Here is a 25,513-nt window from a genome sequence, read left to right as displayed (position 1 = left end):
GCGTTCCCAAGTGAGGCGGGATAGAATAAACAGCTTTCCCAAATTGTTGGTTGGGTTGGCCCAGGCCTAGCCGCGAAGCAGCACGAGTTGCTTTTGCGCAGAACGGAACCCAGGGATTCGTCCTTTGGGGGAAAGATGGGCTTGGCGCCGGTTTGACTGACTTGTGGGAAAACCCCAGCAGGATTTCAACCCAGGGTCGTTGCTGCCAGCAGGCGGCGCGGACCTGACGGGACCAAAACTGGCAGGAAATGCGGGCCTATCCAACCGGGAAGGACGTGTTTTCAGTTAAGTTGGAACAGGAAAAATCATGATCCAAATGCAGACCACGCTGGACGTGGCCGATAACACTGGTGCGCGTGCTGTCATGTGCATCAAGGTGCTCGGTGGCTCCAAGCGCCGCTATGCCGGTATCGGCGACATCATCAAGGTGAGCGTCAAAGATGCGGCTCCGCGCGGGCGCGTCAAAAAAGGCGAAATTTACAACGCTGTGGTGGTTCGTACCGCCAAGGGCGTGCGCCGCAAAGACGGTTCGCTGATTCGTTTCGGTGGCAATGCCGCCGTGTTGCTCAATGCCAAGCTGGAGCCCATCGGCACCCGCATCTTCGGACCCGTTACGCGTGAACTGCGTACCGAGAAGTTCATGAAGATCGTGTCGTTGGCCCCGGAAGTGCTGTAAGGAGCCCGCGATGAACAACATCCGTAAAGGCGACGAAGTCATCGTTCTGACCGGCCGCGACAAGAAGCGTCGTGGCGTTGTGCTGGCCCGCGTTGACGCCGACCACGTGCTGGTCGAAGGCGTGAACGTCGTGAAGAAGCACATGAAGGCCAACCCCATGGCCAACAACCCCGGCGGCATCGTCGAAAAGACGCTTCCGATCCATATCTCGAACGTGGCACTCTTTAACCCCGCTACCGGCAAGGCCGATCGCGTGGGCGTCAAAGAAGAGGACGGCCGCAAAGTTCGTGTGTTCCGTTCCAATGGTGCCGTTGTCGGCGCCAAGGCGTAAGGGGCGAAAGACATGTCTCGTTTGCAAGATTTCTACAAGAGCAAGGTCGCTGTCGACCTGCAAGCCAAGTTTGGCTACAAAAGCGTGATGGAAGTCCCCCGCATCACCAAGATCACCCTGAACATGGGTGTCTCGGAAGCTGTGGCGGACAAGAAGGTCATCGAGCATGCTGTCTCGGACCTGACCAAGATCGCCGGTCAAAAGCCCGTCATTACCAAGACGCGCAAAGCTATCGCGGGTTTCAAGATCCGTGAAAACTACCCGATCGGTTGCATGGTCACGCTGCGTGGTCAACGCATGTACGAATTCCTGGATCGCCTGGTTGCTGTCGCGCTGCCGCGTGTACGTGACTTCCGTGGTATCTCGGGTCGTGCGTTTGACGGCCGCGGCAACTACAATATCGGGGTGAAAGAGCAGATCATTTTCCCCGAAATCGAGTACGACAAGATCGACGCGCTGCGTGGGCTGAATATCAGCATCACCACCTCCGCCAAGACCGACGAAGAAGCCAAGGCGCTCTTGACCGCCTTCAGCTTTCCGTTCCGCAACTAAGGGGCTGATGACGTGGCTAAACTTTCCCTCATCAATCGCGACATCAAGCGCGCCAAGCTGGCTGACAAGTTCGCCGCTCGCCGCGCCGAATTGAAAGCGATCATCGACGACCAGTCGAAGACCGACGAAGAACGTTACCAGGCTCGGCTGAAGCTGCAACAATTGCCGCGCAATGCCAACCCGACGCGCCAACGCAATCGCTGCGTGGTGACCGGTCGTCCTCGCGGCGTGTTCCGCAAGTTCGGCCTGACCCGTCACAAACTGCGTGAAATGGCCATGAAGGGCGAAGTGCCCGGCATGACCAAGGCCAGCTGGTAGGAGAACGAATATGAGCATGAGCGATCCCATCGCCGATATGCTGACCCGCATTCGCAATGCGCAGCAAGTTGACAAGACTACGGTGAACATGCCCTCCTCGAAACTGAAAGTGGCTATTGCCACCGTGCTCAAGGACGAAGGCTATATCGACGGTTTTGAAATCAAGGGCAGCCAGGCCAAGCCTGAGCTGGAAATCTCCCTTAAGTACTACGCCGGCCGTCCGGTTATCGAGCGCATCGAGCGCGTCTCGCGCCCCGGTCTGCGTATCTACAAGGGCCGCAGCAACATTCCTCAGGTCATGAACGGCCTGGGTGTGGCTATCGTTTCGACCTCGCGCGGTGTGATGACCGACCGCAAGGCTCGCGCCAATGGCGTGGGCGGCGAAGTGCTTTGCTACGTGGCCTAAGGAGAGTCGAATGTCACGTATCGCTAAGTATCCGGTCGAACTGCCCAAGGGTGTTGAAGCCAGCATCCAGCAGGATCAGATCACCGTCAAGGGCCCGCTGGGCACCTTGGTGCAATCGCTGACGGGCGACGTCAACGTGGTTCAAGACGACGGCAAGCTGACCTTCGCCGTCGCCAACGACACGCGTCACGCCAATGCCATGTCGGGTACCGTGCGCGCGCTGGTTGCCAATATGGTGACCGGTGTGAGCAAGGGCTTCGAGCGCAAGCTGACGCTGGTTGGCGTGGGTTACCGTGCATCCGTGCAAGGTGACGCCGTCAAGCTGCAGTTGGGCTTTTCGCACGACGTTTTGCACAAGCTGCCCGCCGGTGTTAAGGCGGAGTGCCCGACCCAGACGGAAATCGTCATCAAGGGCTCCAACAAGCAAGTCGTCGGTCAAGTGGCCGCGGAAATCCGTGCTTACCGTCAACCCGAACCCTACAAGGGCAAGGGTGTACGTTACGCCGATGAACGCGTCGTCATTAAAGAGACCAAGAAGAAGTAACGGCGACAAGGACGAATCATGGACAAAAAAGTTACCCGTTTGCGTCGTGCGGTTCCGACCCGCCGGAAGATTACGCAGCTGGGCGTTCATCGCCTGTCGGTCTTCCGCTCGAATCTGCACATCTACGCCAACATCATTTCGCCGGAAGGCGATCGTGTGGTCGTCAGCGCCTCGACGCTCGAGGCAGAAGTGCGCTCGCAGCTGGCAGGTCAGTCTGGCACCGGTGGCAATGCCGCCGCCGCCGCTCTGATCGGCAAGCGTGTGGCCGAAAAGGCCAAGGCTGCCGGTATTGAACTGGTTGCCTTCGATCGCTCGGGCTTTCGTTACCATGGCCGCGTTAAGGCGCTGGCCGATGCCGCGCGTGAAGCCGGCCTGAAGTTCTAAGCGAGGATCAGTCAAATGGCTAAAGTACAAGGCAAGAACGCCGCGGAAAAAGAGAACGACGACGGTCTGCGCGAGAAGATGATCGCGGTCAACCGCGTGAGCAAAGTGGTCAAGGGTGGTCGCACCATGAGCTTTGCCGCGCTGACCGTGGTGGGCGATGGTGATGGTCGTATCGGCATGGGCAAGGGCAAGGCGCGTGAAGTGCCGGTGTCGGTCCAGAAGGCAATGGAACAGGCCCGCCGCGGTTTGTTCAAGGTTGCCCTGAAGAACGGCACGCTGTATCACACCGTGGTAGGCAAGCATGGCGCCTCGACGGTGCTGATCTCGCCGGCCGCTGAAGGTACTGGCGTGATCGCCGGCGGCCCGATGCGCGCTATTTTTGAAGTGATGGGCGTGCGCAACGTCGTGGCCAAGAGTCTTGGCTCGAGCAACCCCTACAACATGGTTCGCGCCACGTTGAATGGTCTGCGCAATTCCCTGACCCCGTCGGAAGTTGCTGCCAAGCGCGGCAAAACCGTCGAAGAGATCCTGGGGTAAATCATGGCTCAGAAGCAGATCAAAATTACGCTCGTACGCTCGGTGATCGGTACCAAGCAATCCCACCGCGATACCGTTCGCGGCCTGGGTCTGCGTGGTCTCAACAGCAGCCGTGTGCTGCTCGACACGCCGGAAGTGCGCGGGATGATCCGCAAGGTGGATTATCTCGTCTCCGTGTCGGAAGCCTAAGGAATCACGATGTCGGATATTCAACTTAATTCGCTGAAGCCCGCTGAGGGCTCCAAGCACGCCAAGCGCCGCGTCGGCCGTGGCATCGGTTCCGGTCTGGGTAAGACTGCCGGCCGTGGTCACAAGGGTCAGAAGTCGCGTTCGGGCGGTTTCCACAAGGTTGGCTTCGAAGGCGGTCAAATGCCGCTGCAGCGTCGCCTGCCCAAGCGTGGTTTCACCCCGCTCGGTCAGCATCTGTACGCCGAAGTCCGTTTGTCGGATCTGCAGCGTCTGGATGTCGAGGAAGTCGACGTCCAGGCCCTGAAGGCCGCAGGCGTGGTTGGCCAAGGCGTGCGTTATGCCAAGGTCATCAAGTCGGGTGAACTCTCGCGCAAAGTGGTGCTGCGTGGCATCACTGCGACGGCCGGCGCTCGCGCCGCTGTCGAGGCCGCGGGCGGCTCGCTTGCTTGATCGCGAGGTGACGCGTGGCTAAAGCGCAGGCACTGGGCAAGACCGGTACCCGATACGGCGATCTGAAGCGCCGTATCGTGTTCCTGGTCCTCGCCCTCGTGGTTTACCGTCTCGGTACTCACATCCCTGTTCCGGGCATCAATCCGGACGCGCTGGCGGACTTGTTCCGCCAGAACCAGGGCGGGATCCTGGGCCTGTTCAACATGTTCTCGGGCGGTGCGCTTTCGCGCTTTTCGATTTTTGCCCTGGGGATCATGCCGTACATTTCGGCATCCATCATCATGCAGTTGATGTCGGTGGTGGTGCCGTCGCTGGAAGCGCTCAAGAAAGAGGGCGAAGCCGGCCGGCGCAAGATCACCCAATACACCCGCTACGGCACGGTCGTGCTGGCGCTGGTGCAGGCTGTGGGCATATCGGTGGCGCTGGAATCGCAACCCGGGCTCGTTGTCGATCCGGGCATGTTGTTCCGCTTCACGACCATCGTGACGCTGGTCACTGGCACCATGTTCGTCATGTGGCTGGGTGAGCAGATTACCGAACGTGGTCTGGGCAATGGTATTTCGATCCTGATCTTCACTGGTATCGTCGCGGGCTTGCCCACGGCGCTGGCAGGGCTGCTGGACCTGGTGCGCACCAACTCAATGTCGGTGGTGTCTGCCCTGTTCATCATTGCTCTGGTGGTACTGGTGACGGCGTTTGTCGTGTTCGTTGAACGCGGTCAGCGCAAAATCACGGTCAATTATGCCAAGCGCCAGGTGGGCAACAAGGTCTACGGTGGTCAGAGCTCGCATTTGCCGCTCAAGCTGAACATGGCCGGGGTGATTCCGCCGATCTTTGCATCGTCGATCATTCTGTTCCCGGCCACGATTACCAGCTGGTTCTCCACAGGCGACCGTATGGTCTGGCTGCGCGATCTGGCTGCTGCGCTTGAGCCTCGTCAACCGCTTTACATCACGTTGTATTCGGTCGCGATCATCTTCTTCTGCTTTTTCTACACGGCTCTGGTGTTTAACAGCCGCGAAACGGCAGACAACCTGAAGAAGAGCGGTGCGTTCGTTCCGGGGATTCGTCCTGGTGAGCAAACGGCGCGGTATATCGACAAGATTCTGATGCGTCTCACGCTGGCTGGTGCCCTCTACATCACGTTAGTGTGCTTGCTGCCGGAATTTTTGGTGATGCGTTGGAACGTACCGTTTTACTTCGGTGGAACGTCTCTGTTGATCATTGTGGTGGTGACGATGGATTTCATGGCGCAGGTTCAGGCCTACATGATGTCTCACCAGTACGACTCGCTGCTCAAGAAGGCTAACTTCAAGGGTACGGGTTTGCCCATGCGGTAAGCAAAGAGTATGTCAAAGGACGACGTTATCCAGATGCAAGGTGAGGTTCTTGAGAACCTCCCCAACGCAACATTTCGCGTCAAGCTCGAAAACGGCCACGTGGTGTTGGGCCATATTTCCGGCAAGATGCGCATGCATTACATCCGGATTCTGCCCGGCGACAAGGTCACAGTGGAGCTCACGCCCTATGACCTGACACGAGCAAGGATTGTCTTCCGCTCCAAGTGATGCGGAAACGGATTACGGAAAATTAGGAGTCAACCATGAAAGTAATGGCATCGGTTAAACGGATCTGCCGCAATTGCAAAGTTATCAAACGTCACGGCGTCGTGCGTGTCATCTGCACCGACCCGCGTCACAAGCAGCGTCAAGGCTAACCCCGGTTAGCGGTACGCAACGGATTAAATCAAGGAACAGTCATGGCCCGTATTGCTGGCATTAACATTCCGCCGCAACAGCACGCCGAGATCGGCCTGACCGCCATTTTTGGCATCGGTCGTACGCGCGCCCGCAAAATTTGCGAAGCTGCTGGTGTGCCCGTTACCAAAAAGGTCAAAGATCTGACCGACGCTGAGCTGGAACGCATCCGTGAACACCTCGGGGTGTTCACTGTCGAAGGCGACCTGCGTCGTGAAGTACAGCTCTCGATCAAGCGTTTGATCGACCTGGGAACCTACCGCGGTATGCGTCATAAGCGCGGTTTGCCCGTGCGCGGCCAGCGCACTCGCACCAACGCTCGCACCCGTAAGGGCCCGCGTCGTGCTGCTGCGTCCCTGAAGAAATAATCGAGGATTTAGATTATGGCGAAAGCTTCCACCAGCGGCGCTTCGCGCGTACGCAAAAAGGTTAAGAAGAACGTCTCGGACGGCATCGCGCACGTTCACGCGTCGTTTAACAACACCATCATCACCATCACCGATCGCCAAGGCAATGCCCTGTCCTGGGCAACTTCGGGTGGTGCCGGCTTTAAGGGTTCGCGCAAATCGACCCCGTTCGCCGCTCAGGTCGCCGCTGAAACGGCCGGCCGCGTGGCGATGGAATACGGCATCAAGACCCTCGAAGTTCGCATCAAGGGTCCTGGTCCTGGCCGCGAATCGTCCGTACGCGCCCTCAATGCGCTGGGTATCAAGATCTCGAGCATTGCCGATATCACGCCCATCCCGCATAACGGCTGCCGTCCGCCGAAGCGTCGTCGTATCTAAGGGGAACCTTCATGGCTCGTTATACTGGTCCCAAGTGCAAACTCTCGCGCCGCGAGGGCACCGATCTGTTCCTGAAGAGCGCCCGTCGCTCGCTGGATTCCAAGTGCAAGCTGGACTCCAAGCCTGGCCAACACGGCCGCACTTCGGGTGCTCGTACCTCCGACTACGGTCTGCAGCTGCGCGAAAAGCAAAAGCTCAAGCGTATGTACGGTGTGCTCGAGAAGCAATTCCGCAAGTACTTCGTTGAAGCTGAGCGTCGTCGTGGCAACACCGGCGAAACGCTGATCCAGCTGCTCGAATCGCGTCTGGACAACGTCGTCTACCGTATGGGTTTCGGTTCGACCCGTGCTGAAGCTCGTCAATTGGTGAGCCACCGTGCCATCGAACTGAACGGCCACACCGCCGACATCGCTTCGATTCTGGTCAAGGCTGGCGACGTCATCACCGTGCGTGAAGCGGCCAAGAAGCAAGCTCGTATCCGCGAATCGCTGGATCTGGCTTCGAGCATCGGCATCCCGCAATGGGTGGAAGTCGATACCAGCAAGATGGCCGGTACGTTCAAGTCGGCTCCGGATCGCGCTGACGTCGCTCGCGATGTCAACGAATCCATGGTCGTCGAACTGTACTCGCGTTAATCGTCTTCGCGGGCCTAGTGCCCGCGAGCGGTTATACTGCGTCCCAGCCCGCCCAGGCCAGTTTGGCCCTGGCGGGCTTTGCGGTGTTCTAGACCACCGTTTTCCTGCTGTCCGCAGCGTTTACTTCCATCAGCCTTATCGGTGTAACGAGCCGAGGGTATTGAAAAGGAACACAGTACATGTCCACTCAAGGTTTTCTGAAGCCGCGCTCCATTGAAGTCGAGCCGGTCGGCCCCAACCACGCCAAGATCGTGATGGAGCCTTTCGAACGCGGCTACGGCCACACGCTGGGCAACGCGCTGCGCCGCATCCTGTTGTCTTCGATGACCGGCTATGCGCCGACCGAAGTCCAGATGACCGGTGTCGTGCATGAATACTCGACCATTCCGGGCGTGCGTGAAGATGTCGTCGACATCCTGCTGAACCTGAAGGGCGTGGTGTTCAAGCTGCACAATCGCGACGAAGTCACGCTGATCCTGCGCAAGAACGGCGCCGGCCAGGTGTTGGCCAGCGACATTGAACTGCCGCACGATGTCGAAATCGTCAATCCGGACCACCCCATTTGCAACTTGACCGATGCCGGCAAGCTGGAAATGCAGATCAAGGTCGAGAAGGGCCGTGGCTATGTGCCGGGCAACGTGCGCGCGCTGTCGGAAGACCGCACCCACACGATCGGCCGCATCGTTCTGGACGCGTCCTACAGCCCTGTGCGTCGCGTGAGCTACGCCGTCGAGAGCGCCCGCGTCGAACAGCGTACTGACCTGGACAAGCTGGTGCTGGATATCGAAACCAACGGCGTGATCTCGCCCGAGGAAGCTGTGCGCCAGTCCGCCCGCATCCTGATGGATCAGATCTCGGTGTTTGCCGCCCTCGAAGGCGCTGGTGACTCGTACGAAGTTCCGGTTCGCGGTACGCCGCAGATCGATCCGGTGCTGCTGCGCCCGGTCGACGACCTGGAGCTGACCGTGCGTTCGGCCAACTGCCTGAAGGCCGAAAACATCTACTACATCGGCGACCTGATCCAACGTACCGAGAACGAACTGCTCAAGACCCCGAACCTGGGTCGCAAGTCGCTCAACGAGATCAAGGAAGTCCTGGCTGCACGTGGCCTGACTCTGGGCATGAAGCTCGAAAACTGGCCCCCGCTGGGCCTCGAGCGTCCCTAAGCCATACGGTGAGCCATGGGCAATGACGCTCATGGCCGCCCAAGAGGCATCTTCGGATGCCATTTATCCACCGGACCGCGGTGTGTCATTGATACGCACCGATAGAAGAGCCGGCTAACCCGGCGGCGGAAACGCTGTCTTTAGATTCAAAGGAAATCACCATGCGTCACGGTAACGGCCTTCGCAAGCTCAATCGCACCAGCAGCCATCGTCTCGCCATGTTTCGCAACATGGCCGTTTCGCTGATCACTCACGAAGCGATCAAGACCACGCTGCCCAAGGCGAAAGAACTGCGCCGCGTCATCGAACCCCTCATCACCCTGGGCAAGGAACCCACTCTCGCGAACAAGCGTCTGGCTTTTGCCCGTCTGCGCGATCGCGACGCCGTGGTTAAGTTGTTCGCTGAAATCGGTCCGCGCTACGCGAACCGCAACGGCGGCTACACCCGTGTCCTGAAGATGGGCTTCCGTCAGGGCGACAACGCTCCCATGGCTTTCATGGAGCTGGTTGACCGTCCGGAAGTGGATGCTTCCGAAGCGGATAGCGCTGCCGAGTAAGGCAACGCCATAAGCGGCAAAAGCGGACTTTCGGGTCCGCTTTTGCTTTTTGGCGTCAACGCAGTGCCTGACGCAATTCTTCCGCCGTCGCGCCTAGCTCCTCGTTGCTGGCCTGAGGCGGCATCACGAAGGTCAGATCCTGCTGCGCAATGTACTGCGTGGAGGTGATGTCCTGGGGGTGGTGCATGGGCACGATGTGCGCATGCGCATGCGCGACATGGATGCCCGTAAAGGCCAGTGCTATACGGTCTACCGTATAGAGGCGCTTCATGTGACGCGCAAGTCGCTGGCCCTGGTTGACGATATGGCCAGCCAGCTCAGCAGGCATGTCTTCGAAGTAGGGATAGTGCTGCTTGGGAATGATCAGGACGTGGCCACGCCGGACCGGATGGAGATCCAGAAAGGCGAAAATGCGGCGGTCTTCGTAGACGGTGTGTGCGGGGAGTTCGTGCCGGGCGATGCGGCAGAACAGGCAGTTGTCCGACATGGGTGTCTCCTGAGGGCCTGCAACACGCGCAAAAACCGGATTCGCGGCCAATCCCATAAAATACTCTGACTTGCCTGGCACAGGTCCCATATCAGGAGTTCCCATGTTGCGCGATGACGACGTTGTGCTGATCATCAGCAATGCTCCAGATACCTTGGTGGCCAAGCGTATTGCGCATGTCCTGGTCGAAGACGGTTTGGCGGCCTGCGTGAACCTAGGCCAGCCCGGGTTGTCTGTCTACCGATGGAAGGATGAGATCGAGGGCGCCGAGGAGGTCCCTCTTACGATCAAGACGACCTACGGCATGCAGCAGGCCGTGGTACAGACCTTGGCGGGGCTTCACCCCTATGAGGTGCCGGAGATCATCGTGGTCCCAGTCATAGGCGGACTTGCCTCCTATCTCGATTGGGTACGCGAGCAGACTCGAAATCCGGGCGCAGGCTAAACAGAGGACCTTATGCAGGCAGTGGCGACGACTCAACAGCAACGAACCGGTCTGACAGAAATGTGGGCGTTGGCGCGGTGCCTTGGCTTACTGATGCTGGTGATGCTGCTGGCGGGCGCGCGGTTGGCACAGGCCGCCGACGAGGCAGAGTTTCTGGCGCCCGAGCGCGCCTTTCAGCTCACGGCCAGCCAGCCGGCAGCGGATCTGCTCGAACTGCATTTCAAGGTGGCGCCAGGTTATTACCTGTATCGCGAGCGCTTCGAGTTATCGGGGCAGCCGGTTGAGGCGATCAACAGTGCCGCAGCGGTGTTTCCGACGGGTGAGGTCAAGTATGACCCCACCTTCGACAAGGACATGGAGGTCTATCATCACGACGTGGTGATCCGAGTGCCACTGGCCCTTACGGGCCAGCCGGCTCGCTTACGGGTCACCAGCCAGGGTTGCGCCGACGCGGGCTTGTGTTATCCGCCGATGTCGCAACAGGTGGCGCTCACGCCTGAGGGTGCTTCCTATGCGGTCAACGTCAGCGCCATCGATCCTGGGCAGATGGCAGAGCGGCCGGAGGCGACCACGGCTGCCGCTCCCACGGCTGCGCCCGCGACCGGCCAGCCCACCGCCTCTGGCAGCGGGCTGGGCGCCTTGCTGGAGGCGGGCGATGTCGGCCTGGCGGGCGCGCTGGGAGGGTTGGGCGTCTTGGGGGCCGCTGGCGTGTTCTTCGTACTGGGCCTGCTGCTGGCGTTCACGCCTTGCGTGCTGCCCATGATTCCGATTCTGTCATCCATCATCGTGGGTCGGGACGCGCAGGTGGTTACCTCCAAGCGTCGCGGCCTGGGACTGGCCGCGGCCTATGTATTGGGCATGTCGGTGGTTTATACGGTTCTGGGTGTGGCTGCAGGGCTCAGCGGCGCGGGTCTGGCTGCGTGGCTGCAGACGCCGTGGGTGCTGGTTCTATTCGCCCTGCTGTTGGCGTTGCTGGCTCTGGCCATGTTTGACGCGTACATATTGCAGTTGCCCGCGGCATGGCAGGCCCGGCTGTCCGAGCGCTCCAATCGTGTGCCGGGTGGCAGGTATACCGGCGCCTGGTTCATGGGCGCCATTTCCGCCCTGATCGTCGGGCCGTGCGTGGCCGCGCCACTGGCCGGCGCATTGCTCTACATCTCGCAGACAGGCGATGTCTGGCTGGGCGGCGCGGCTTTGTTCGCCATGGCCTGGGGCATGGGTGTGCCCTTGCTCGTCGTGGGGGCCTCTTCCGGCGCGCTTTTGCCGCGCGCAGGCGCCTGGATGGACGGCGTCAAACGTTTCTTCGGCATGGTGTTGTTGGCCACCGCCTGGTGGATGCTGATACCGATACTGCCGGCCTGGTTGCTGATGCTGGGCTGGGCCGTGCTGGCCAGTGTGGGGGCCGTCATGCTGCGTGCCTTCGAGCCCTTGCCTGCCGACGCCGGAGCGGCGCGCATGTTTGCCAAGGGCATAGGGCTGTTGTTCGCCCTGGGTGCACTGGTTTGGGTGGTCGGTGCGGCAAGTGGCGCACGGGATGCCCTGGTGCCGCTTGGCCAACTCGCCGCGCGGACGCAGATCGGCGCGCCGCGTGACGAGCATCCCTCGTTCACGCGGATCCGCACGGTGGCCGAACTCGATGCCGCCCTGGCGGCCAGCACGCGGCCCGTCATGCTGGATTTCTATGCGGACTGGTGCGTGTCCTGCCGCGAGATGGAGCGTTTTACGTTCAGCGATCCGGGCGTGGCACAACGCATGGCCGGCATGTTGTTGCTGCAGGCCGATGTGACGCAAAACAACGCCGAGGATCGCGCCCTGCTCAAGCGCTTCAAGCTGTTCGGGCCGCCGGGCATCCTGTTTTTTGCCCCGGGTGGGCGGCTGCTGGAGCAGCCACGCGTGGTGGGTTTTCAAGATGCCGCGCGCTTTTCCGCATCGCTGGACCAAGCGGCCGCGGAGGCACAACACTAGGCGGCCAATCGCAGCGCCGGCCTGCGCGGGCCCGCGTCGTGCGGGGTAGTATGGCGGTTCTGTCCGCCAATCCTCCATCGTCGTGAACACCTCAAGTTCTCAAGCCATGCCGCTGTCGCCCGGGCCGGTGTATTTCCAGCTGTTTTTCGTGATGGCGGCCTGGGGAGTCAACCTTGTCGCCGTGAAGTATCTGTTGGGGCAGATGGACGTTTATGTCGTGGCGGCTGTGCGGATCCTGGTGGCTTTTACCGCGGTGACGCTCTTCATCCTGCTGCGTTTCGGGCAAGTGCCGCGGTTGACGCGCGCCCAGTTGGGCTGGGTGTTTGCCGCGGGCCTGCTGGTGGTCTATGCGCATCAGGTGTCCCTGGTGATGGGGCTGCGGATGACCTCAGCGGCCAACGCCACGCTGATCATGGCCACCAGTCCCTTGTTTTCGGTGGTCCTGGGAGCGCTCTTTTATCGCGAACGTCTGACCCCCGCACGTATCGTGGCCGGTGTGCTCGCGCTGGGAGGCGTGTCGCTCGCGGTGGCCGGCAGCGGCGCCCAGCTTGCTCAGGCTGGCCTGGGAGATCTCCTGGCGCTGGTGGCGGTCGTGGTCTTCGTCATCGGTGGCTTGGTCATACAGCGCGTCTCACGCGCGCTCGATCCGTTGACCATCCTTTGGTACACCTATCTGGCCGGAGCGGTGGCGCTCACCACCCATGCGGCGCTGTCGCCCGCCACGTATCAGGCTTCATCGTGGACCACGGACCCCTGGGCCTGGGGTGTTGTGTTTTTTTCGGCAGTGATCGCGTCGGGCGCGTGCAATCTGATGTGGAATCGCGGCATCGCCCGTCTGGGCATGAGCCGGGCCGCCATGTTTGTGAACTGGCTACCCATTTTTGGTCTGATGGCCGCAGCCGTCTTTCTGGATGAGCACATCACCCTGGCACACCTGGCCGGCCTGGTCTGTGTGCTGCTGGGCACCTGGCTGGGCTTGCGGCCCGCCCAGCCAGGTGCCGTCTGAATCGGGATTTCTTCAGCGTGCGTGACGCAGCTTTTCGGCGGCATCGATGGCGAAATAGGTCAGGATGCCATCGGCACCTGCCCGCTTGAAGGCCAATAGGGCTTCCATCATGACCTTGTCGTGATCCAGCCAGCCATTGGCTGCCGCAGCTTTGATCATCGCGTACTCGCCGCTGACCTGGTAGGCAAACGCCGGCACGCGGAAAGCATCCTTGACGCGCCGCAGCACGTCCAGATAGGGCATCCCTGGTTTGACCATGACCATGTCGGCGCCTTCGGCGAGGTCGCCGGCGACCTCGCGCAAGGCCTCGTCGATATTGGCCGGATCCATCTGATAGGCCATTTTATTGGACTTGCCCAGCGTGCCGGCCGAGCCGACGGCGTCCCGAAACGGCCCATAGAAGGCGCTGGCATATTTGGCCGAGTAGGCCATGATGCGCGTGTGGATGTGCCCGGCGCCATCGAGCGCCTGGCGGACGGCACCGATACGTCCATCCATCATGTCGCTGGGCGCGACGATATCCACGCCGGCCTGTGCCTGCGTCAAGGCCTGGCGTACGAGAATCTCGATGGTCGGATCGTTGAGCACATAACCGTCCGCATCGATGATGCCGTCCTGGCCATGGCTGGTGTAGGGGTCCAACGCCACGTCGGTGAGGATGCCCAGGTCGGGGAAGCGGGCCTTCAGCGCGGCGACCACGCGCGGGATCAAGCCGTCGGGGTTGGTGGCTTCGATGCCATCGGGTGTCTTGAGCGCGGGGTCGATCACCGGAAACAATGCCAGCACCGGAATGCCCAACTGCATACATCGCTCTGCCACGGCGAGCACGGTATCCGGCGAATACCGCACAACGCCCGGCAGCGAGGCCACGGGTTGCGCGAGCCCCTGACCCTCGGCCACGAAGACCGGGTAGATCAGATCATCGACGGTGAGCGTGTTTTCACGGACCAGCCGGCGGGTGAAGTCGTCACGGCGCAGGCGCCGAGGGCGCGAGACCGGGAACGCGGGAGCAATCAGTTGAGGTTTCATGGAGCGACCTTTGGAGAAATCCAATTCTCGATCTGCGCGGTGGCATCTTCCAGGCCGATGCGATCCGGTACCGAGAAGGGCACGGTGTTGAGCGCGCCGATGTCGGCCAGTTGCTTGCGCACATCGAACACGGCGCGGATGCGCTGGCCATAAGGAAGCTTGTCCGCCTTGGTCAGCAAGGCCAGCACCGGACGGCCTGTTGGAGCAATGAAATCGGCGAGACGGCGATCCAGATCCGTGACGCCACGGCGGATGTCGATGAGCAGGACGATCCCAGTTAGGGAACGGCGATCGCGCAGATAGCCTCCCAGGATGTCTGCCCATTGTTCTTTCTCGCGATGCGCCACCGAGGCATAGCCATAACCAGGCAGGTCCACCAGAAAACCCAGGGGTTGCTCTGGATTGAGCGGATCGGGCAGGCCGAACATATTGATCAGGCGGGTTCGTCCCGGCGTCTTACTGGAGAACGCCAGTCGACGCTGGTTGCACAGCACATTGATGGCGGACGACTTGCCGGCGTTGGAGCGGCCCACGAAGGCGACTTCGGGCGCACCAGCGGGGGGCAGCTGGTCGAGGCGGGCTGCCGAGATGAAAAAGGAGGCGCGGTGTAGAAGGGACACGTGTCGACTTGGTGGGTGAATGCAAACCCTATTGTATAATCGCCCGTTTGCAACAGTGGCAACAGTAGTCCCCGCGCGAGGGGACGGCTCCCGAAGACTCGAGGAGGGTTGAGGGGCTGGCAAAAAAAGCCGCATCTGGCCGCGCGGGCAGGCGTCGGGCGTAGTGTGCATCAGCACGCTGCCTGATTCGACATCAGATCGTCGAGGTCCACATGAAGCGTGTGCTGTCCCGGATGGTGGTTGCAAGCGGGCTGATGCTCGGTCTGTCCATCACTACGATAAGTTTCGCTGCCGACGGGCCCGCAGGCCCGGCCAAACCCGATGCCGCCAAAGGCGCGCAGTTGTTCGATCAGGGCGACGCGACGCGCGGCATCATCGCCTGTGCGACCTGTCATGGCGCCGCTGGCAACAGCACGATTCCCGCGAATCCCAATCTGGCCGCTCAGCCCCATGAGTATCTGGCCAAGCAGCTGCATGATTTCCAGGTGCAGCAAGGCGCCAAACTTCCTCTGCGCAAGGGTCCACAGGGCGCTCCTACGCCGATGACGGCCATGAGCCAGGCGTTGACGCCAGCGGACATCCAGAATCTCGCCCTTTATCTGGCCCAGCAGCCGCTCAAGGAGCCCGCCACCGCAGGCTACAAGAATCTCGTCGAACACGGTCAACGGCTCTGGCGTGCCGGTGCGGCCGAGCGCGGCCTGCCTGCCTGTGCGGCCTGTCACAGCCCCAACGGGGCCGGGTTGCCGGCGCAATATCCGCGGCTGTCGGGGCAATTTCCTGCGTATATTGAAGAGCAGCTCAAGCTGTTTCGCAGCGGCGACCGGGCCAATAGCGCGCCCATGCACGATATCGCCGCGCGGATGACCGATGACGATATCAAGGCTGTGGCAGACTATGCGGCAGGTTTGCGCTGACTGAGCCGACCGCCGGCCCTCTGAGGCCCGTCTGCCCGGCGTACCGGGCGCAGCTGTCCAGGAAAGGGGGCCGGCGGCCCACTTTCCCCTGCCATTGATGACCTCTATTGCTTCCCGTCCCGCCGTCAGTAGCCTGCCGCGCGCGTTGTTTGAACTGCTGGGCTCGATGCGCTTTGCCATCAGCTTGCTGATGTTCATTTGCGTGGTCAGCCTGGTGGGCACCGTATTGCCGCAGAACCGACCGGCCAGCAGTTACGTCGATCAGTTCGGCCCCTTCTGGTATGAGGTGTTCGACAAGTTTTCGATCTGGCATGTCTACAACAGCTGGTGGTTTCTGCTCATCATGGGCTTTCTGGTGGTTTCCACCTCGATATGCCTGATCCGGAATGGGCCTCGGATGGTGCGCGATGCCTTGTCGTTTCGCGACCATGTGCGTCAAAGCAGCCTGCGCGCTTTCCCGGAGAGGGTGCAGGTGAGCGTGGCGGAAAGCCCGCCAGTCGCGCAGCAATGGTTGCTGGCGTTGCTGCGGCGGCAGGGCTATGCCGTGCGCCAGCGCCAGGATGCGGGGGGGACCCTGCTGGCAGCAAAAAAGGGCAGCAGCAATCGTCTGGGCTATCTCTGTGCGCATGCGGCGCTCATCATTATCTGTGTGGGCGGTCTGCTCGATAGTGAGCTGCCCGTGCGCCTGCAGGTCATGTTCGGCGGCAAGCAGCCGATCACGGAAAATATGTTGATTGCCGACGTGCCCGCCAGTGGCCGGCTGCCGTTGGGCAACCCGAGTTTTCGAGCCAACGTCCTGGTGCCCGAGGGTGCCGAACGCAATACGGCGCTGGTGATGGTGGGCGACGGAGTGCTGGTGCAGCCCTTGCCCTTTACCTTGAAGCTGAAGAAGTTCGATGTGGAGTATTACTCCACCGGGATGCCCAGCCGATTTGCCAGCCATGTCGAAGTCATCGACCCGCAGGATGGCCATACGTTCGAGCGTGTCATCGAGGTCAATGAGCCGCTGCGATACAAGGGCGTCACGGTATATCAGTCCAATCTGGATGACGGGGGCAGCAAGGTGACGCTGACCGGGTATCCGCTGCGTGGCGCGGCGGCGCAACCGTTTACCGTGCGCGGAACCGTAGGCGAGGGCAACGACCTGAGCGCCAGTGTCGCGGGGCAGCATACCGAGAGCTTGATACTCAATATCACCGCCTTGCGGCCCATCAATGTCGAGGACATCACGGGCGGTGATCCACAGGGCGGCAAGCAGAGCTTTGGCGAGCACGTGGCCGCCGTGACGGGCAGCGCTGCTGGCCGCAAGAATGACCATCTGCGCAATCTCGGACCGACGATCGAGTATCAGCTTGTTGACGCGGCAGGTCAGGCGAATGAGTACCGCGTCTACATGCTGCCGGTGGATCTCGACGGATTGCCGGTCATTCTGGCCGGTGTCCGTCAGAACGCCGGGCAGAGCTATGCTTATCTACGCATTCCGGCCGATGCCAACGGGTCGCCGGCCGAGTTCATGAAGATGCGCGCCGCATTGGCCGAGCCTGCTGTGCGCGCCGAGGCGGTCAGGCGTTTCGTTGAGCGTAATCTGCCGCCTGGCGCCGACCGCCAAGCCTTGACCGAGGCGGCGGCGCGAGGCCTGGATACGTTCGCCGCAGGCGGTTTGCGCGCCTTGTCCGAGTTGCTTCAGACCCGCACCGATGCGGCGGATGTCGAGCGCGCCGCCAATGTGGTGCTGCGTTTGCTCAACAGTACGCTCTACGATGTGCGTGCCATCATGCGCGAACGCGAACACTTGCCGGTATTGCCCGACGTCGGCCCCCAGGCGGAACTCGCCGCTCAGTGGCAGCAAGCCGCGCTCGGGGCGCTGTCTGATTTGTCTATCTATCCTGCTCCGATCCTGTTGACGCTGAGCGACTTCCAGCAGGTACAGGCAAGCGGTTTTCAGGTAAGCCGCACTCCTGGCAAGAATGCCGTATATCTCGGCTGCCTGTTGCTCATTGTCGGTATTTTTTCTATGTTCTATATCCGCGACCGACGCATCTGGATCTGGATTACGCCGCAGGCTGCGGGCAGCCAAATCCACGCGGCGATGACCTCGCAGAAGCGTACACTGGACTATCTCCAGGAGTTCGAGCGTTTCCGGGCCGCGCTGACCGACCCGCCCCGAGGTGACCGATGAATACCTCCACCCGCAGCCAGCCCTGGCATGGCAGTTTCTCCCAGACCGGTGATCAGCGCGCCGTACGCGGCCGCCCCGATTGGACCGACGGATTCTTCTTCCTGTTGCTGGCGGTGGGGGCAGGCTATGCGCTGACCCGGCTGGGCCAGTCCATGGACTACTACGAGAAGATCATCCTCTGCGGCACGGTGCCGGCCCTGGCCTGGCTAGGGTGGTTGTGGCGGCCATTGCGGTTGTTGATGGTGGCCTGTGCGTTGGCCGCCGGCCTGGCCTTATTGCTCTACCAGAACGACCTGGCCCGGGCAGAACAGGTTTTCTTCCTCAAATACCTTTTTTCTTCGCAGTCTGCCATCCTGTGGATGAGCGCCTTATTCCTGCTGGCGACAGCCTGTTATTGGATAGGTATCGTCAGCCCCACGGCAGCATGGCTGGGTACGGCCCTGACATGGGGCGCTGTATTTGCCGGAATCACCGGTTTGTTGGTGCGCTGGCGCGAAGGCCACCTCATGGGTCCGGATCTGGGCCATATCCCGGTGAGCAATTTGTACGAGGTCTTCGTGCTTTTTGCGCTCATCACGGCCCTTTTTTATCTCTATTACGAACGTAAGTACGCCACGCGGGCCTTGGGCGGCTTTGTGCTGCTGGTGATCTCTTCGGCCATGGTGTTTCTGCTCTGGTACGCGTTTACGCGCGACGCCGCCCAGATCCAGCCGCTGGTGCCAGCCCTGAAAAACTGGTGGATGAAGCTGCACGTTCCCGCGAATTTCATCGGCTATGGGACGTTTTCGCTGGTGGCCATGGTGGGCTTTGCCTACCTGGTCAAACAACACGGCCAGACCACATCCTGGATCAAGCTGGCGCCTTTGTTCGTGCTTGGGGTGTTGTTATGCGGCGAGCCCATGGTGTTTCGCACGACCGGCCTGTCGGCGACCTGGATGGTCTATGGCGGAATAGGGGTAGTGATCGTCGGGGCGATTTTGTTGGCTCGGCGCCGCATCGCGCAGGCGCTGCCCGCGCTCGAGGTCCTCGATGACATCATGTATCGGGCCATCGCGATCGGCTTTGCCTTTTTCACGGTGGCCACCGTATTGGGCGCGTTGTGGGCGGCCGATGCCTGGGGCGCCTATTGGCAATGGGACCCGAAAGAGACGTGGGCCCTCATCGTCTGGCTCAACTATGCCGCCTGGCTGCACATGCGGCTGATCAAGGGCTTGAGGGGAACGGTGGCGGCCTATTGGGCGCTGGTGGGCCTGCTGATCACCGGCTTTGCCTTCCTGGGCGTGAATATGTTCCTGTCGGGCCTGCACTCATACGGCGAGTTATAGGCCTTGGCAGCGGGGCGCACTGTCCCGCTGCTGCGCGGCCCCTGGCGTCACGGGGCCGCGGCGCGGGAGTCAGGGCAGGGTGGATTCGCCCTTGAGCAGGTCTTCGACCGTCTCGCGCTGGCGCACGATGTGATAGTGCTCGCCGTCGACCATGACTTCGGCAGCGCGGGGGCGCGTGTTGTAGTTGCTGGCCATGACCATGCCATAGGCGCCAGCGGATTCGACCGCCAACACATCGTCCTGCTCAATGGCCAGGTTACGTTCCTTGCCCAGCCAGTCGCCGCTTTCGCACACGGGGCCAACCACGTCATAGCACTGCGGCTCGGCCTGGCGCGGCACGACCGCCTGGATGCCATGGTAGGCCTGATACAGCGTCGGGCGCAGCAGGTCATTCATGGCGGCGTCCACGATGGCGAAATTGCGGGCCTCGTTGTGCTTGAGGAATTGCACGGTGGTCAGCAGGACGCCGGCGTTGCCCACTAGCGAGCGGCCCGGCTCGAGCACCACATGCAGGTGGCCGTGGCCGCGGGCCTGCAAGCGCTTGAATACCTCGTCGAGCAAGGTCTTGGGCGAGGGCGGAATTTCATCCGTATAGCGAATACCCAGCCCACCACCCAGATCCAGGTGCTCGATGGTGATGCCGTGACCTCCGATGCGGTCGATCAGATCTAGCAGTTTGTCCAGTGCATCGAAGTAAGGACTGACATCGGTTAATTGCGAGCCGATATGGCAGTCCACGCCGACGATCTGCAGCCCGGGCAGGCTGGCTGCCGTTTGATAGGCCTGCAACGCTTCTTCGATGGCGATGCCGAATTTGTTTTCTTTCAGGCCGGTGGAAATATAAGGATGGGTTTGCGCATCCACATCCGGATTCACGCGCAGCGACACGCGGGCGATACGGCCTTCGGCCTGAGCCACCTTGGACAGGCGTTGCAGCTCGGCAGTGGACTCGACGTTGAAGCATTTGACACCAGCGGCCAGCGCGTCGCGCATTTCCCACTCTTGCTTGCCCACGCCGGAGAAAACCACCTTGGCAGGATCGGCGCCGACGGCCAGCACACGTTTGAGTTCGCCGCCAGAGACGATGTCAAAGCCCGCGCCCAGGCGGGCGAACTCTTTGAGGACGGCCAGGTTGGAGTTGGCTTTCATGCCATAGCACACCAGCACAGGGCGCTCGCCGATGGCCTGACGATAGTTGTCGTAGGCCGCGTGCAAAGCCGCACGCGAGTACACATAAAGCGGCGTGCCCAGCTTGGCAGCCAGAATGTCCAGCGCGACGCCTTCGGCGTGCAGCACGCCGTGTTTGTAATGGAAATGCGGGTGTCCAGCCAGTTGGGGCTGGGAAGAAGGCGCGGTCATGGCAGCGTCGGGGAGGGGGGTATGCGAGGCCGGTTATCGGCGTCAGCAGGTTGTTGTTGCGAGCCGGAGCTACCCTTTTGATCCGAGGGTGCCGGCAGGTACAGGGGGCCCTTGTAGCCGCATGCTGCAATCAGGCCGGTGGCCGAAAGCGTGGCTACAATGCGTAAAACCCTGTGGCTGAAGGCCATGTGGGACACTGGTAACTCCGTAATCGTTGCAGGTTGGATTATGACCGAAACCGAATTTCTTGCGTTGACTGAGCAGGTACTGGACCGCCTCGAGAGCCAGGCCGATGACTGGATGTCCATGCACGATGTGGACATCGAGGCCAATCGCAGCGGCAATGTCCTGACCCTGATTTTCGAGGATGATATCCACGTCGTCATCAACAGCCAGGCCGCCATGCAGGAGTTGTGGGTCGCGGCCCGCAGCGGCGGATTCCATTATCGCTTTGACGGGCAGCAATGGAACGACACGCGGGGCGGGCCCCATCTGGCCGACGCGTTGTCGCAGATCTGTACCGCTGCGGCTGGTGTGCCGCTGAGCGTGCGCGTGTAAATGCACGCGAGGCCGGGTCGCTCCCGCAGGAGCCCCGGCCACATGCTTCAGAACTGGATGTTTTGCGACCAGGGCTTTTGCGAGTTGGTGCCAAAGCCCGGAGCGGTCCGCACATTCTGGTTGTCGCCCAGCCCATTGAGGAAGTCGCCCAGCGCATCCTCACCCGGTTGCGTCAGTCCCAGGCGGGCCACCGCCTGCCCGGGCGGGAATTCCGCAAAGTAGAAATCGCCGTTTTCAGCCAGCAGGCCATCGGGCTTGGGCCGTTGCTTGCCTTCAGGTGTGCCTTTGAGGGCTTCCTGCATGTAATCGAGCCAGATCGGCATGGCTACCCCGCCGCCGGTTTCGCGCGAACCCAGGGACTTGGGTTGGTCAAAGCCCAGCCAGGCCGTGGCCACCAGATTGGGCGTATAGCCGGAGAACCAGGCGTCGACGGATTCGTTGGTGGTGCCGGTCTTGCCCGCCAGATCGTTGCGCTTGAGGGTGGCACGAGCACGCGCGGCAGTGCCACTGGTCGCCACGCCGCGCAGCATGTCGTCCATCACCCAGGCCGTGCGAGGATCGATGGCGCGTGCGGCTTCGTCGCCGGCGATGACAGGACGGGCTTGCATGAGCACTTTGCCGCTGCTGTCGGTGACCTGATTGATCAGATAGGGTGTTACGCGATAGCCGCCATTGGCGAAGACGGAATAGGCCCCGGCCAGTTGCAGCGGTGTGACCGACCCAGCGCCCAGTGCCAGGGGCAAGACGGCGGGTTGACGCGCTTTGTCAAAGCCAAAACGTGTCAGATAGTCCTGGGCGTACTGAGGCCCGATGGCCTGCAGTATGCGAATGGACACCATGTTTTTGGACTTGTAGAGGCCCTGACGCATGGTCAGCATGGGCTCGTACTGATTGCCGTAGTTCTTGGGATGCCAGGCTTTCGAGCCGGTCTGGGCTGCCGAGAGTTCAAAAGGCTGATCGGAAATCTGCGTGCCCGGGGTCAGGCCGCGCTCCAGCGAGGCGGCGTAGATGAAGGGCTTGATATTTGAGCCGGGTTGGCGCCAGGCCTGGGTGACGCGGTTGAAGTTGCCGCGATAGAAATCAAAGCCGCCAACCATGGCGCGGATCGCACCATCCTGAGGGGACAGCGCGACGAAGGCCGCCTGCACGGCGGGCATGTTGATGACTTCCCAATTGCCGTCATCGCCATACTTGTGGATGTAGACCACGGAGCCGCGTTGCAAGCGCTGCTCGGGTTTGGCCTTGTCGTTCAATGCGCGAGCGACCACGCCGAGGGCTTTCTTGTCGGTAATGGAGATGATCTCGCGCGAACTGCGCGCCAGCTTGATTTCGTTGGGCGAGGCGGAAAGCACCACCGCCGTCATCAGGTCGCCGCTGTCGGAGTATTTGTCGAATACGCCATCGAGGAAGTCGTCCAGCGCTTGCGCGTCTTTCTCGACTCCCGCCGGCAGCTCGAGCTGATCCTCCGGGCCGGGATAAGGCGCGCGCCGGGTGTATTCCAGCACACCTTCGCGCACGGCGCGGTAGGCCGCTTCCTGGTCCTTGGACGAGACGGTTGTATAGACGTTGATGCCGCGCGAATACGCGTCGTCCTGGTAGACGCCGTAGACCAATTGGCGCGCCAGCTCGGCCACGTATTCGCCATGCACGGCATAGCCGCCGGCCGGGGTGCCTTCGGCCGATTTCATGATGATGGGTTGCGCCAGCGCGGCCTTGTATTCGGGCTCGGTGAGATAACCCAGCGAATACATGCGGCCCAGGACATAGCGCTGACGCAGCTCGGCGCGCGGGCGATTGGAAATCGGGTTGAAGCGTGACGGTGCCTTGGGAATGCCCGCCAGCATGGCGGCTTCGGCGGGCGTGACCTGCGACAGCGGTTTACCAAAATAGGTGCGCGAGGCGGCGGCAAAACCGTAGGCACGATGACCCAGATAAATCTGGTTCATGTAGAGCTCGAGAATCTGGTCCTTGGTGAGTTCGGACTCGATCTTGAAGGTGAGCAGCAGCTCATAGAACTTGCGTGAATAGGTCTTTTCGGACGACAGATAAAAATTGCGCGCGACCTGCATGGTGATGGTGCTGGCGCCCTGCGTCTTGGACATATTGATGAGATTGGTCAGCCCGGCGCGCACCACGCCGGTCCAGTCGATCCCGCCATGCTGATAGAAACGGTCGTCTTCGGCGGCCAGCACGGCCGACTTCATGACATCCGGGATCTCGTTGAAACGCAGCACATTGCGGCGTTCTTCGCCGAACTCTCCGATCATCACCTTGTCGGCCGTGTAGACGCGTAAAGGTACGCGAGGACGGTAGTCGGTCATCGCGTGCAGATCGGGCAGATTGGGCCAGGCCAGCGCTAGCGCCATGCCGCCCAATACCAGGCCACACAGGGCCAGACCGCCAAAAAATATGCCGGTCTTGATCAGAAATCGCAAAAACATCGAGCCGCCGGGGGCGGGCTGATCCTGCTTGGAAGAATTCGGACGCTTGCTCATCGCGGCGATTTTACGGTGATCTCTGTATGCCTTCCGAGGTGAGTCCGGAGGCGGTGTAACAAAATAAATCTTTGTGGTAAGCGGGCAACTTGCAGCAATGGGATAATGCCGCCATGAATCTTTCCGCTGACCTGTGCGCCGGCCCCGACGAGGAGCCGCCTGATCCATCGGCTGCCCCGGAGGCAGCTGCCGGCGAATGCATTGAACCCCTGGCGCAATTGCCGCACGATCTGCCGATTTTTCTGGTCGGCATGATGGGTGCAGGCAAGACTACCATCGGGCGCGGCCTTGCCCGGGCGCTTGGGCGCGAGTTTATCGATCTGGATCATGAGCTGGAAGCGCGTTGCGGTGTGCGCGTGCCCGTTATTTTCGAGATAGAGGGCGAGGCCGGTTTTCGCAAGCGTGAATCCTCCGCACTGCAAGAGTGTACTCAACGCCGCGCGATAATTCTCGCTACGGGCGGCGGCGCCGTGCTGGCCGAGGATAATCGTCGTCTTCTGCGCCAACGCGGCATTGTCATGTATCTGCGCGCCAGTGTCGACGAGCTCTATCGCCGGACCTGCCGTGATCGCAACCGCCCGTTGCTGGCGACTGCGGATCCGCGTGGCACGTTGCGCGATCTGATGATCAGGCGCGAGCCCCTGTATACCGAAGTGGCCGATCTGGTGATAGAGACGGGCTCCACGCCTATCGCTTCCCTGGTCAAGGCCATCCTGCCCAAGCTGCAAGCGTACGAGAAAAAACTATGAATGTTGTCGAGGTCGATACCCCGGGCGGGCGCTACCCTATCCGCATTGCTGCGGGCCGTCTGGACCGTCTGGATGAAAGCATTCCCGCCGACGCCACGGCGATTGCCATCGTCACTAATCCGACCGTGGCCGCGCTGTACGGAGAACGGGCCGAAGCCGCGCTGGCGCGTAGCGGCTGCAAGGTGTTGCGCATTGAACTGCCCGACGGCGAGGTCCACAAAGACTGGCAGACGCTGAATCTGATTTTTGACGCCATGCTCGAGCACCGCTTGGACAGGCGTGCTGTCCTGGTGGCGCTGGGCGGTGGGGTGATCGGCGACATGACCGGTTTTGCCGCGGCGGTCTACATGCGGGGGGTGCGTTTCGTGCAAGTGCCCACCACGCTCCTGGCGCAGGTCGACTCGTCCGTGGGTGGCAAGACGGCGGTCAACCACCCCCTGGGCAAGAACATGATCGGTGCCTTCTACCAGCCCGTGGCCGTCGAAATCGATACTGATGTCCTGGCCACGTTGCCGGCGCGCGAGGTCTCCGCCGGGCTGGCCGAAGTGATCAAGTACGGACTGATACTGGACGCGGAGTTCTGGCGGTGGTGCGAGACGCATGTCGAAGACTTGCGCGCCTTGCAGCCCGAAGCGCTGGCCTATGCCATTCGCCGTTCCTGCGAGCTCAAGGCGCAGGTCGTGGGTAAGGACGAAAGAGAGTCGGGCTTGCGCGCGATTCTTAATCTGGGCCACACCTTTGGCCATGCGATCGAGTCCGGGCTGGGCTATGGGCAATGGCTGCATGGCGAGGCCGTGGGTTGCGGCATGGTGCAGGCCGCGGAACTGTCCGCGCAGGTCGAGGGGTTTGCGGCCGATGATGTGCGGCGCGTGCGGGCGCTGGTGCAGGCCATTGGCTGTCCGGTGGCTGCTCCCGATCTGGGTTTCGAGCGCTGGATTTCGCTCATGATGGTGGACAAAAAATCCGAGGCCGGCGAAATACGCTTTGTGCTGATGCCCCATATTGGTCAGGCGGGTATGCGGACCGCGCCTGAAGCGGCTATCCGCACGGCGCTGGATAGAACGGTTCAGACCGCCTAAACGTAACGTCAGGGAC

33 protein-coding genes are annotated in these 25,513 nt (G+C 61.4%); 27 read left to right on the top strand and 6 right to left on the bottom strand.

Going from position 1 to position 25,513, the window contains the following annotated elements:
• Positions 1-307 precede the first annotated feature (307 nt).
• The 18 genes from rplN (at position 308) to rplQ (ending at position 9,287) form a co-directional block, all read left to right on the top strand.
• Positions 308-676 carry a 50S ribosomal protein L14 gene (gene rplN / locus LK440_RS16410; RefSeq protein WP_005017313.1) on the top strand — a complete coding sequence of 123 codons (369 nt, stop codon included), beginning with the start codon at positions 308-310 and terminating at the stop codon, positions 674-676.
• 10 nt (positions 677-686) lie between these two features.
• Positions 687-1,007 carry a 50S ribosomal protein L24 gene (rplX, locus tag LK440_RS16405; RefSeq protein WP_005017316.1) on the top strand — a complete coding sequence of 107 codons (321 nt, stop codon included), beginning with the start codon at positions 687-689 and terminating at the stop codon, positions 1,005-1,007.
• Positions 1,008-1,019: 12 nt separating this feature from the next.
• The gene (gene rplE, locus LK440_RS16400; protein ID WP_005017319.1) at positions 1,020-1,559 is read left to right on the top strand and encodes a 50S ribosomal protein L5; all 540 of its coding nucleotides are present in this window, start codon (positions 1,020-1,022) and stop codon (positions 1,557-1,559) included.
• 12 nt (positions 1,560-1,571) lie between these two features.
• Positions 1,572-1,877 carry a 30S ribosomal protein S14 gene (rpsN, locus tag LK440_RS16395; RefSeq protein WP_005017321.1) on the top strand — a complete coding sequence of 102 codons (306 nt, stop codon included), beginning with the start codon at positions 1,572-1,574 and terminating at the stop codon, positions 1,875-1,877.
• Between the two features lie 10 nt (positions 1,878-1,887).
• Positions 1,888-2,283 carry a 30S ribosomal protein S8 gene (gene rpsH, locus LK440_RS16390; protein WP_005017324.1) on the top strand — a complete coding sequence of 132 codons (396 nt, stop codon included), beginning with the start codon at positions 1,888-1,890 and terminating at the stop codon, positions 2,281-2,283.
• Between the two features lie 10 nt (positions 2,284-2,293).
• The gene (rplF, locus tag LK440_RS16385; RefSeq protein ID WP_005017327.1) at positions 2,294-2,827 is read left to right on the top strand and encodes a 50S ribosomal protein L6; all 534 of its coding nucleotides are present in this window, start codon (positions 2,294-2,296) and stop codon (positions 2,825-2,827) included.
• An 18-nt stretch (positions 2,828-2,845) separates the two neighbouring features.
• Positions 2,846-3,211: a 50S ribosomal protein L18 gene (gene rplR, locus LK440_RS16380; protein WP_005017330.1), complete on the top strand. Its 366-nt coding sequence runs from the start codon at positions 2,846-2,848 to the stop codon at positions 3,209-3,211.
• A 15-nt stretch (positions 3,212-3,226) separates the two neighbouring features.
• On the top strand, positions 3,227-3,748 hold the full coding sequence (gene rpsE, locus LK440_RS16375; RefSeq protein WP_005017333.1) for a 30S ribosomal protein S5: 522 nt from the start codon (positions 3,227-3,229) through the stop codon (positions 3,746-3,748).
• 3 nt (positions 3,749-3,751) lie between these two features.
• Complete coding sequence (gene rpmD / locus LK440_RS16370; RefSeq protein ID WP_005017335.1) at positions 3,752-3,937, top strand: 50S ribosomal protein L30; 186 nt, start codon at positions 3,752-3,754, stop codon at positions 3,935-3,937.
• Positions 3,938-3,946: 9 nt separating this feature from the next.
• Complete coding sequence (gene rplO, locus LK440_RS16365) at positions 3,947-4,387, top strand: 50S ribosomal protein L15 (RefSeq protein ID WP_005017338.1); 441 nt, start codon at positions 3,947-3,949, stop codon at positions 4,385-4,387.
• 14 nt (positions 4,388-4,401) lie between these two features.
• Complete coding sequence (gene secY, locus LK440_RS16360) at positions 4,402-5,727, top strand: preprotein translocase subunit SecY (protein WP_005017340.1); 1,326 nt, start codon at positions 4,402-4,404, stop codon at positions 5,725-5,727.
• 9 nt (positions 5,728-5,736) lie between these two features.
• A complete protein-coding gene (gene infA / locus LK440_RS16355; protein ID WP_003806927.1) occupies positions 5,737-5,955 on the top strand; it encodes a translation initiation factor IF-1 in 219 nt (72 codons plus the stop codon).
• 35 nt (positions 5,956-5,990) lie between these two features.
• Positions 5,991-6,104, top strand: a complete 114-nt coding sequence (gene rpmJ / locus LK440_RS16350) for a 50S ribosomal protein L36 (RefSeq protein ID WP_003806928.1) — start codon at positions 5,991-5,993, stop codon at positions 6,102-6,104.
• Positions 6,105-6,146: 42 nt separating this feature from the next.
• Positions 6,147-6,512, top strand: coding sequence for a 30S ribosomal protein S13 (gene rpsM, locus LK440_RS16345; protein ID WP_005017342.1), 366 nt, complete (start codon positions 6,147-6,149; stop codon positions 6,510-6,512).
• Between the two features lie 15 nt (positions 6,513-6,527).
• The gene (gene rpsK, locus LK440_RS16340) at positions 6,528-6,929 is read left to right on the top strand and encodes a 30S ribosomal protein S11 (RefSeq protein WP_005017345.1); all 402 of its coding nucleotides are present in this window, start codon (positions 6,528-6,530) and stop codon (positions 6,927-6,929) included.
• 11 nt (positions 6,930-6,940) lie between these two features.
• The gene (rpsD, locus tag LK440_RS16335) at positions 6,941-7,564 is read left to right on the top strand and encodes a 30S ribosomal protein S4 (protein ID WP_005017347.1); all 624 of its coding nucleotides are present in this window, start codon (positions 6,941-6,943) and stop codon (positions 7,562-7,564) included.
• Between the two features lie 179 nt (positions 7,565-7,743).
• Positions 7,744-8,730 (top strand): DNA-directed RNA polymerase subunit alpha, encoded by a 987-nt coding sequence (locus tag LK440_RS16330; protein ID WP_005017350.1) that lies wholly within the window; start codon positions 7,744-7,746, stop codon positions 8,728-8,730.
• A gap of 161 nt (positions 8,731-8,891) precedes the next feature.
• Positions 8,892-9,287, top strand: coding sequence for a 50S ribosomal protein L17 (gene rplQ / locus LK440_RS16325; RefSeq protein ID WP_005017352.1), 396 nt, complete (start codon positions 8,892-8,894; stop codon positions 9,285-9,287).
• Positions 9,288-9,342: 55 nt separating this feature from the next.
• Here rplQ and LK440_RS16320 read toward each other — a convergent pair whose 3' ends face one another.
• A complete protein-coding gene (locus LK440_RS16320) occupies positions 9,343-9,774 on the bottom strand; it encodes an HIT family protein (RefSeq protein ID WP_005017354.1) in 432 nt (143 codons plus the stop codon).
• 103 nt (positions 9,775-9,877) lie between these two features.
• Between LK440_RS16320 and cutA the strand changes: the two genes are divergently transcribed.
• From cutA to LK440_RS16305, 3 genes are all read left to right on the top strand, one after another.
• The gene (gene cutA / locus LK440_RS16315; RefSeq protein WP_005017357.1) at positions 9,878-10,219 is read left to right on the top strand and encodes a divalent-cation tolerance protein CutA; all 342 of its coding nucleotides are present in this window, start codon (positions 9,878-9,880) and stop codon (positions 10,217-10,219) included.
• Positions 10,220-10,279: 60 nt separating this feature from the next.
• A complete protein-coding gene (dsbD, locus tag LK440_RS16310) occupies positions 10,280-12,184 on the top strand; it encodes a protein-disulfide reductase DsbD (protein ID WP_005017361.1) in 1,905 nt (634 codons plus the stop codon).
• A 106-nt stretch (positions 12,185-12,290) separates the two neighbouring features.
• Positions 12,291-13,190: a DMT family transporter gene (locus LK440_RS16305; protein ID WP_005017364.1), complete on the top strand. Its 900-nt coding sequence runs from the start codon at positions 12,291-12,293 to the stop codon at positions 13,188-13,190.
• Positions 13,191-13,202: 12 nt separating this feature from the next.
• On the opposite strand, the gene hemB is transcribed toward LK440_RS16305, so the two are convergent.
• Entirely contained in the window at positions 13,203-14,219 is a 1,017-nt protein-coding gene (gene hemB, locus LK440_RS16300; protein ID WP_005017366.1) for a porphobilinogen synthase, read from the bottom strand.
• The gene (yihA, locus tag LK440_RS16295) at positions 14,216-14,839 is read right to left on the bottom strand and encodes a ribosome biogenesis GTP-binding protein YihA/YsxC (protein WP_005017369.1); all 624 of its coding nucleotides are present in this window, start codon (positions 14,837-14,839) and stop codon (positions 14,216-14,218) included. The genes hemB and yihA overlap by 4 nt, the downstream gene beginning before the upstream one ends.
• Positions 14,840-15,051: 212 nt before the next feature.
• Between yihA and LK440_RS16290 the strand changes: the two genes are divergently transcribed.
• The 3 genes from LK440_RS16290 to ccsB all read left to right on the top strand — a co-directional run bounded on the left by LK440_RS16290 (position 15,052) and on the right by ccsB (position 19,257).
• Positions 15,052-15,753 carry a c-type cytochrome gene (locus tag LK440_RS16290; protein ID WP_025341284.1) on the top strand — a complete coding sequence of 234 codons (702 nt, stop codon included), beginning with the start codon at positions 15,052-15,054 and terminating at the stop codon, positions 15,751-15,753.
• Positions 15,754-15,850: 97 nt separating this feature from the next.
• Positions 15,851-17,932: a cytochrome c biogenesis protein ResB gene (locus tag LK440_RS16285; protein ID WP_005017375.1), complete on the top strand. Its 2,082-nt coding sequence runs from the start codon at positions 15,851-15,853 to the stop codon at positions 17,930-17,932.
• Complete coding sequence (gene ccsB, locus LK440_RS16280) at positions 17,929-19,257, top strand: c-type cytochrome biogenesis protein CcsB (protein WP_005017377.1); 1,329 nt, start codon at positions 17,929-17,931, stop codon at positions 19,255-19,257. Before LK440_RS16285 ends, ccsB begins: the two co-directional genes overlap by 4 nt.
• 69 nt (positions 19,258-19,326) lie before the next feature.
• Here the strand turns inward: ccsB and lysA are convergent, their stop codons facing one another.
• Both lysA and lptM read right to left on the bottom strand, forming a co-directional pair.
• Positions 19,327-20,616: a diaminopimelate decarboxylase gene (lysA, locus tag LK440_RS16275; RefSeq protein ID WP_005017378.1), complete on the bottom strand. Its 1,290-nt coding sequence runs from the start codon at positions 20,614-20,616 to the stop codon at positions 19,327-19,329.
• Positions 20,613-20,804 (bottom strand): LPS translocon maturation chaperone LptM, encoded by a 192-nt coding sequence (gene lptM / locus LK440_RS16270; RefSeq protein ID WP_227944847.1) that lies wholly within the window; start codon positions 20,802-20,804, stop codon positions 20,613-20,615. Before lptM ends, lysA begins: the two co-directional genes overlap by 4 nt.
• Before the next feature lie 40 nt (positions 20,805-20,844).
• Between lptM and cyaY the strand changes: the two genes are divergently transcribed.
• Positions 20,845-21,174 carry an iron donor protein CyaY gene (cyaY, locus tag LK440_RS16265; RefSeq protein WP_005017382.1) on the top strand — a complete coding sequence of 110 codons (330 nt, stop codon included), beginning with the start codon at positions 20,845-20,847 and terminating at the stop codon, positions 21,172-21,174.
• Between the two features lie 47 nt (positions 21,175-21,221).
• Here the strand turns inward: cyaY and LK440_RS16260 are convergent, their stop codons facing one another.
• A complete protein-coding gene (locus LK440_RS16260) occupies positions 21,222-23,669 on the bottom strand; it encodes a penicillin-binding protein 1A (protein ID WP_025341285.1) in 2,448 nt (815 codons plus the stop codon).
• Positions 23,670-23,782: 113 nt separating this feature from the next.
• On the opposite strand from LK440_RS16260, the gene LK440_RS16255 reads away from it, so the two are divergent.
• Entirely contained in the window at positions 23,783-24,418 is a 636-nt protein-coding gene (locus LK440_RS16255; RefSeq protein ID WP_005017386.1) for a shikimate kinase, read from the top strand.
• On the top strand, positions 24,415-25,497 hold the full coding sequence (gene aroB / locus LK440_RS16250) for a 3-dehydroquinate synthase (RefSeq protein ID WP_005017391.1): 1,083 nt from the start codon (positions 24,415-24,417) through the stop codon (positions 25,495-25,497). The genes LK440_RS16255 and aroB overlap by 4 nt, the downstream gene beginning before the upstream one ends.
• Positions 25,498-25,513 lie beyond the last annotated feature (16 nt).

This window comes from Bordetella holmesii (genome assembly GCF_020735985.1).
Lineage (GTDB): Bacteria > Pseudomonadota > Gammaproteobacteria > Burkholderiales > Burkholderiaceae_B > Bordetella > Bordetella holmesii.
This window is presented reverse-complemented; position numbering and strand designations above follow the sequence as displayed.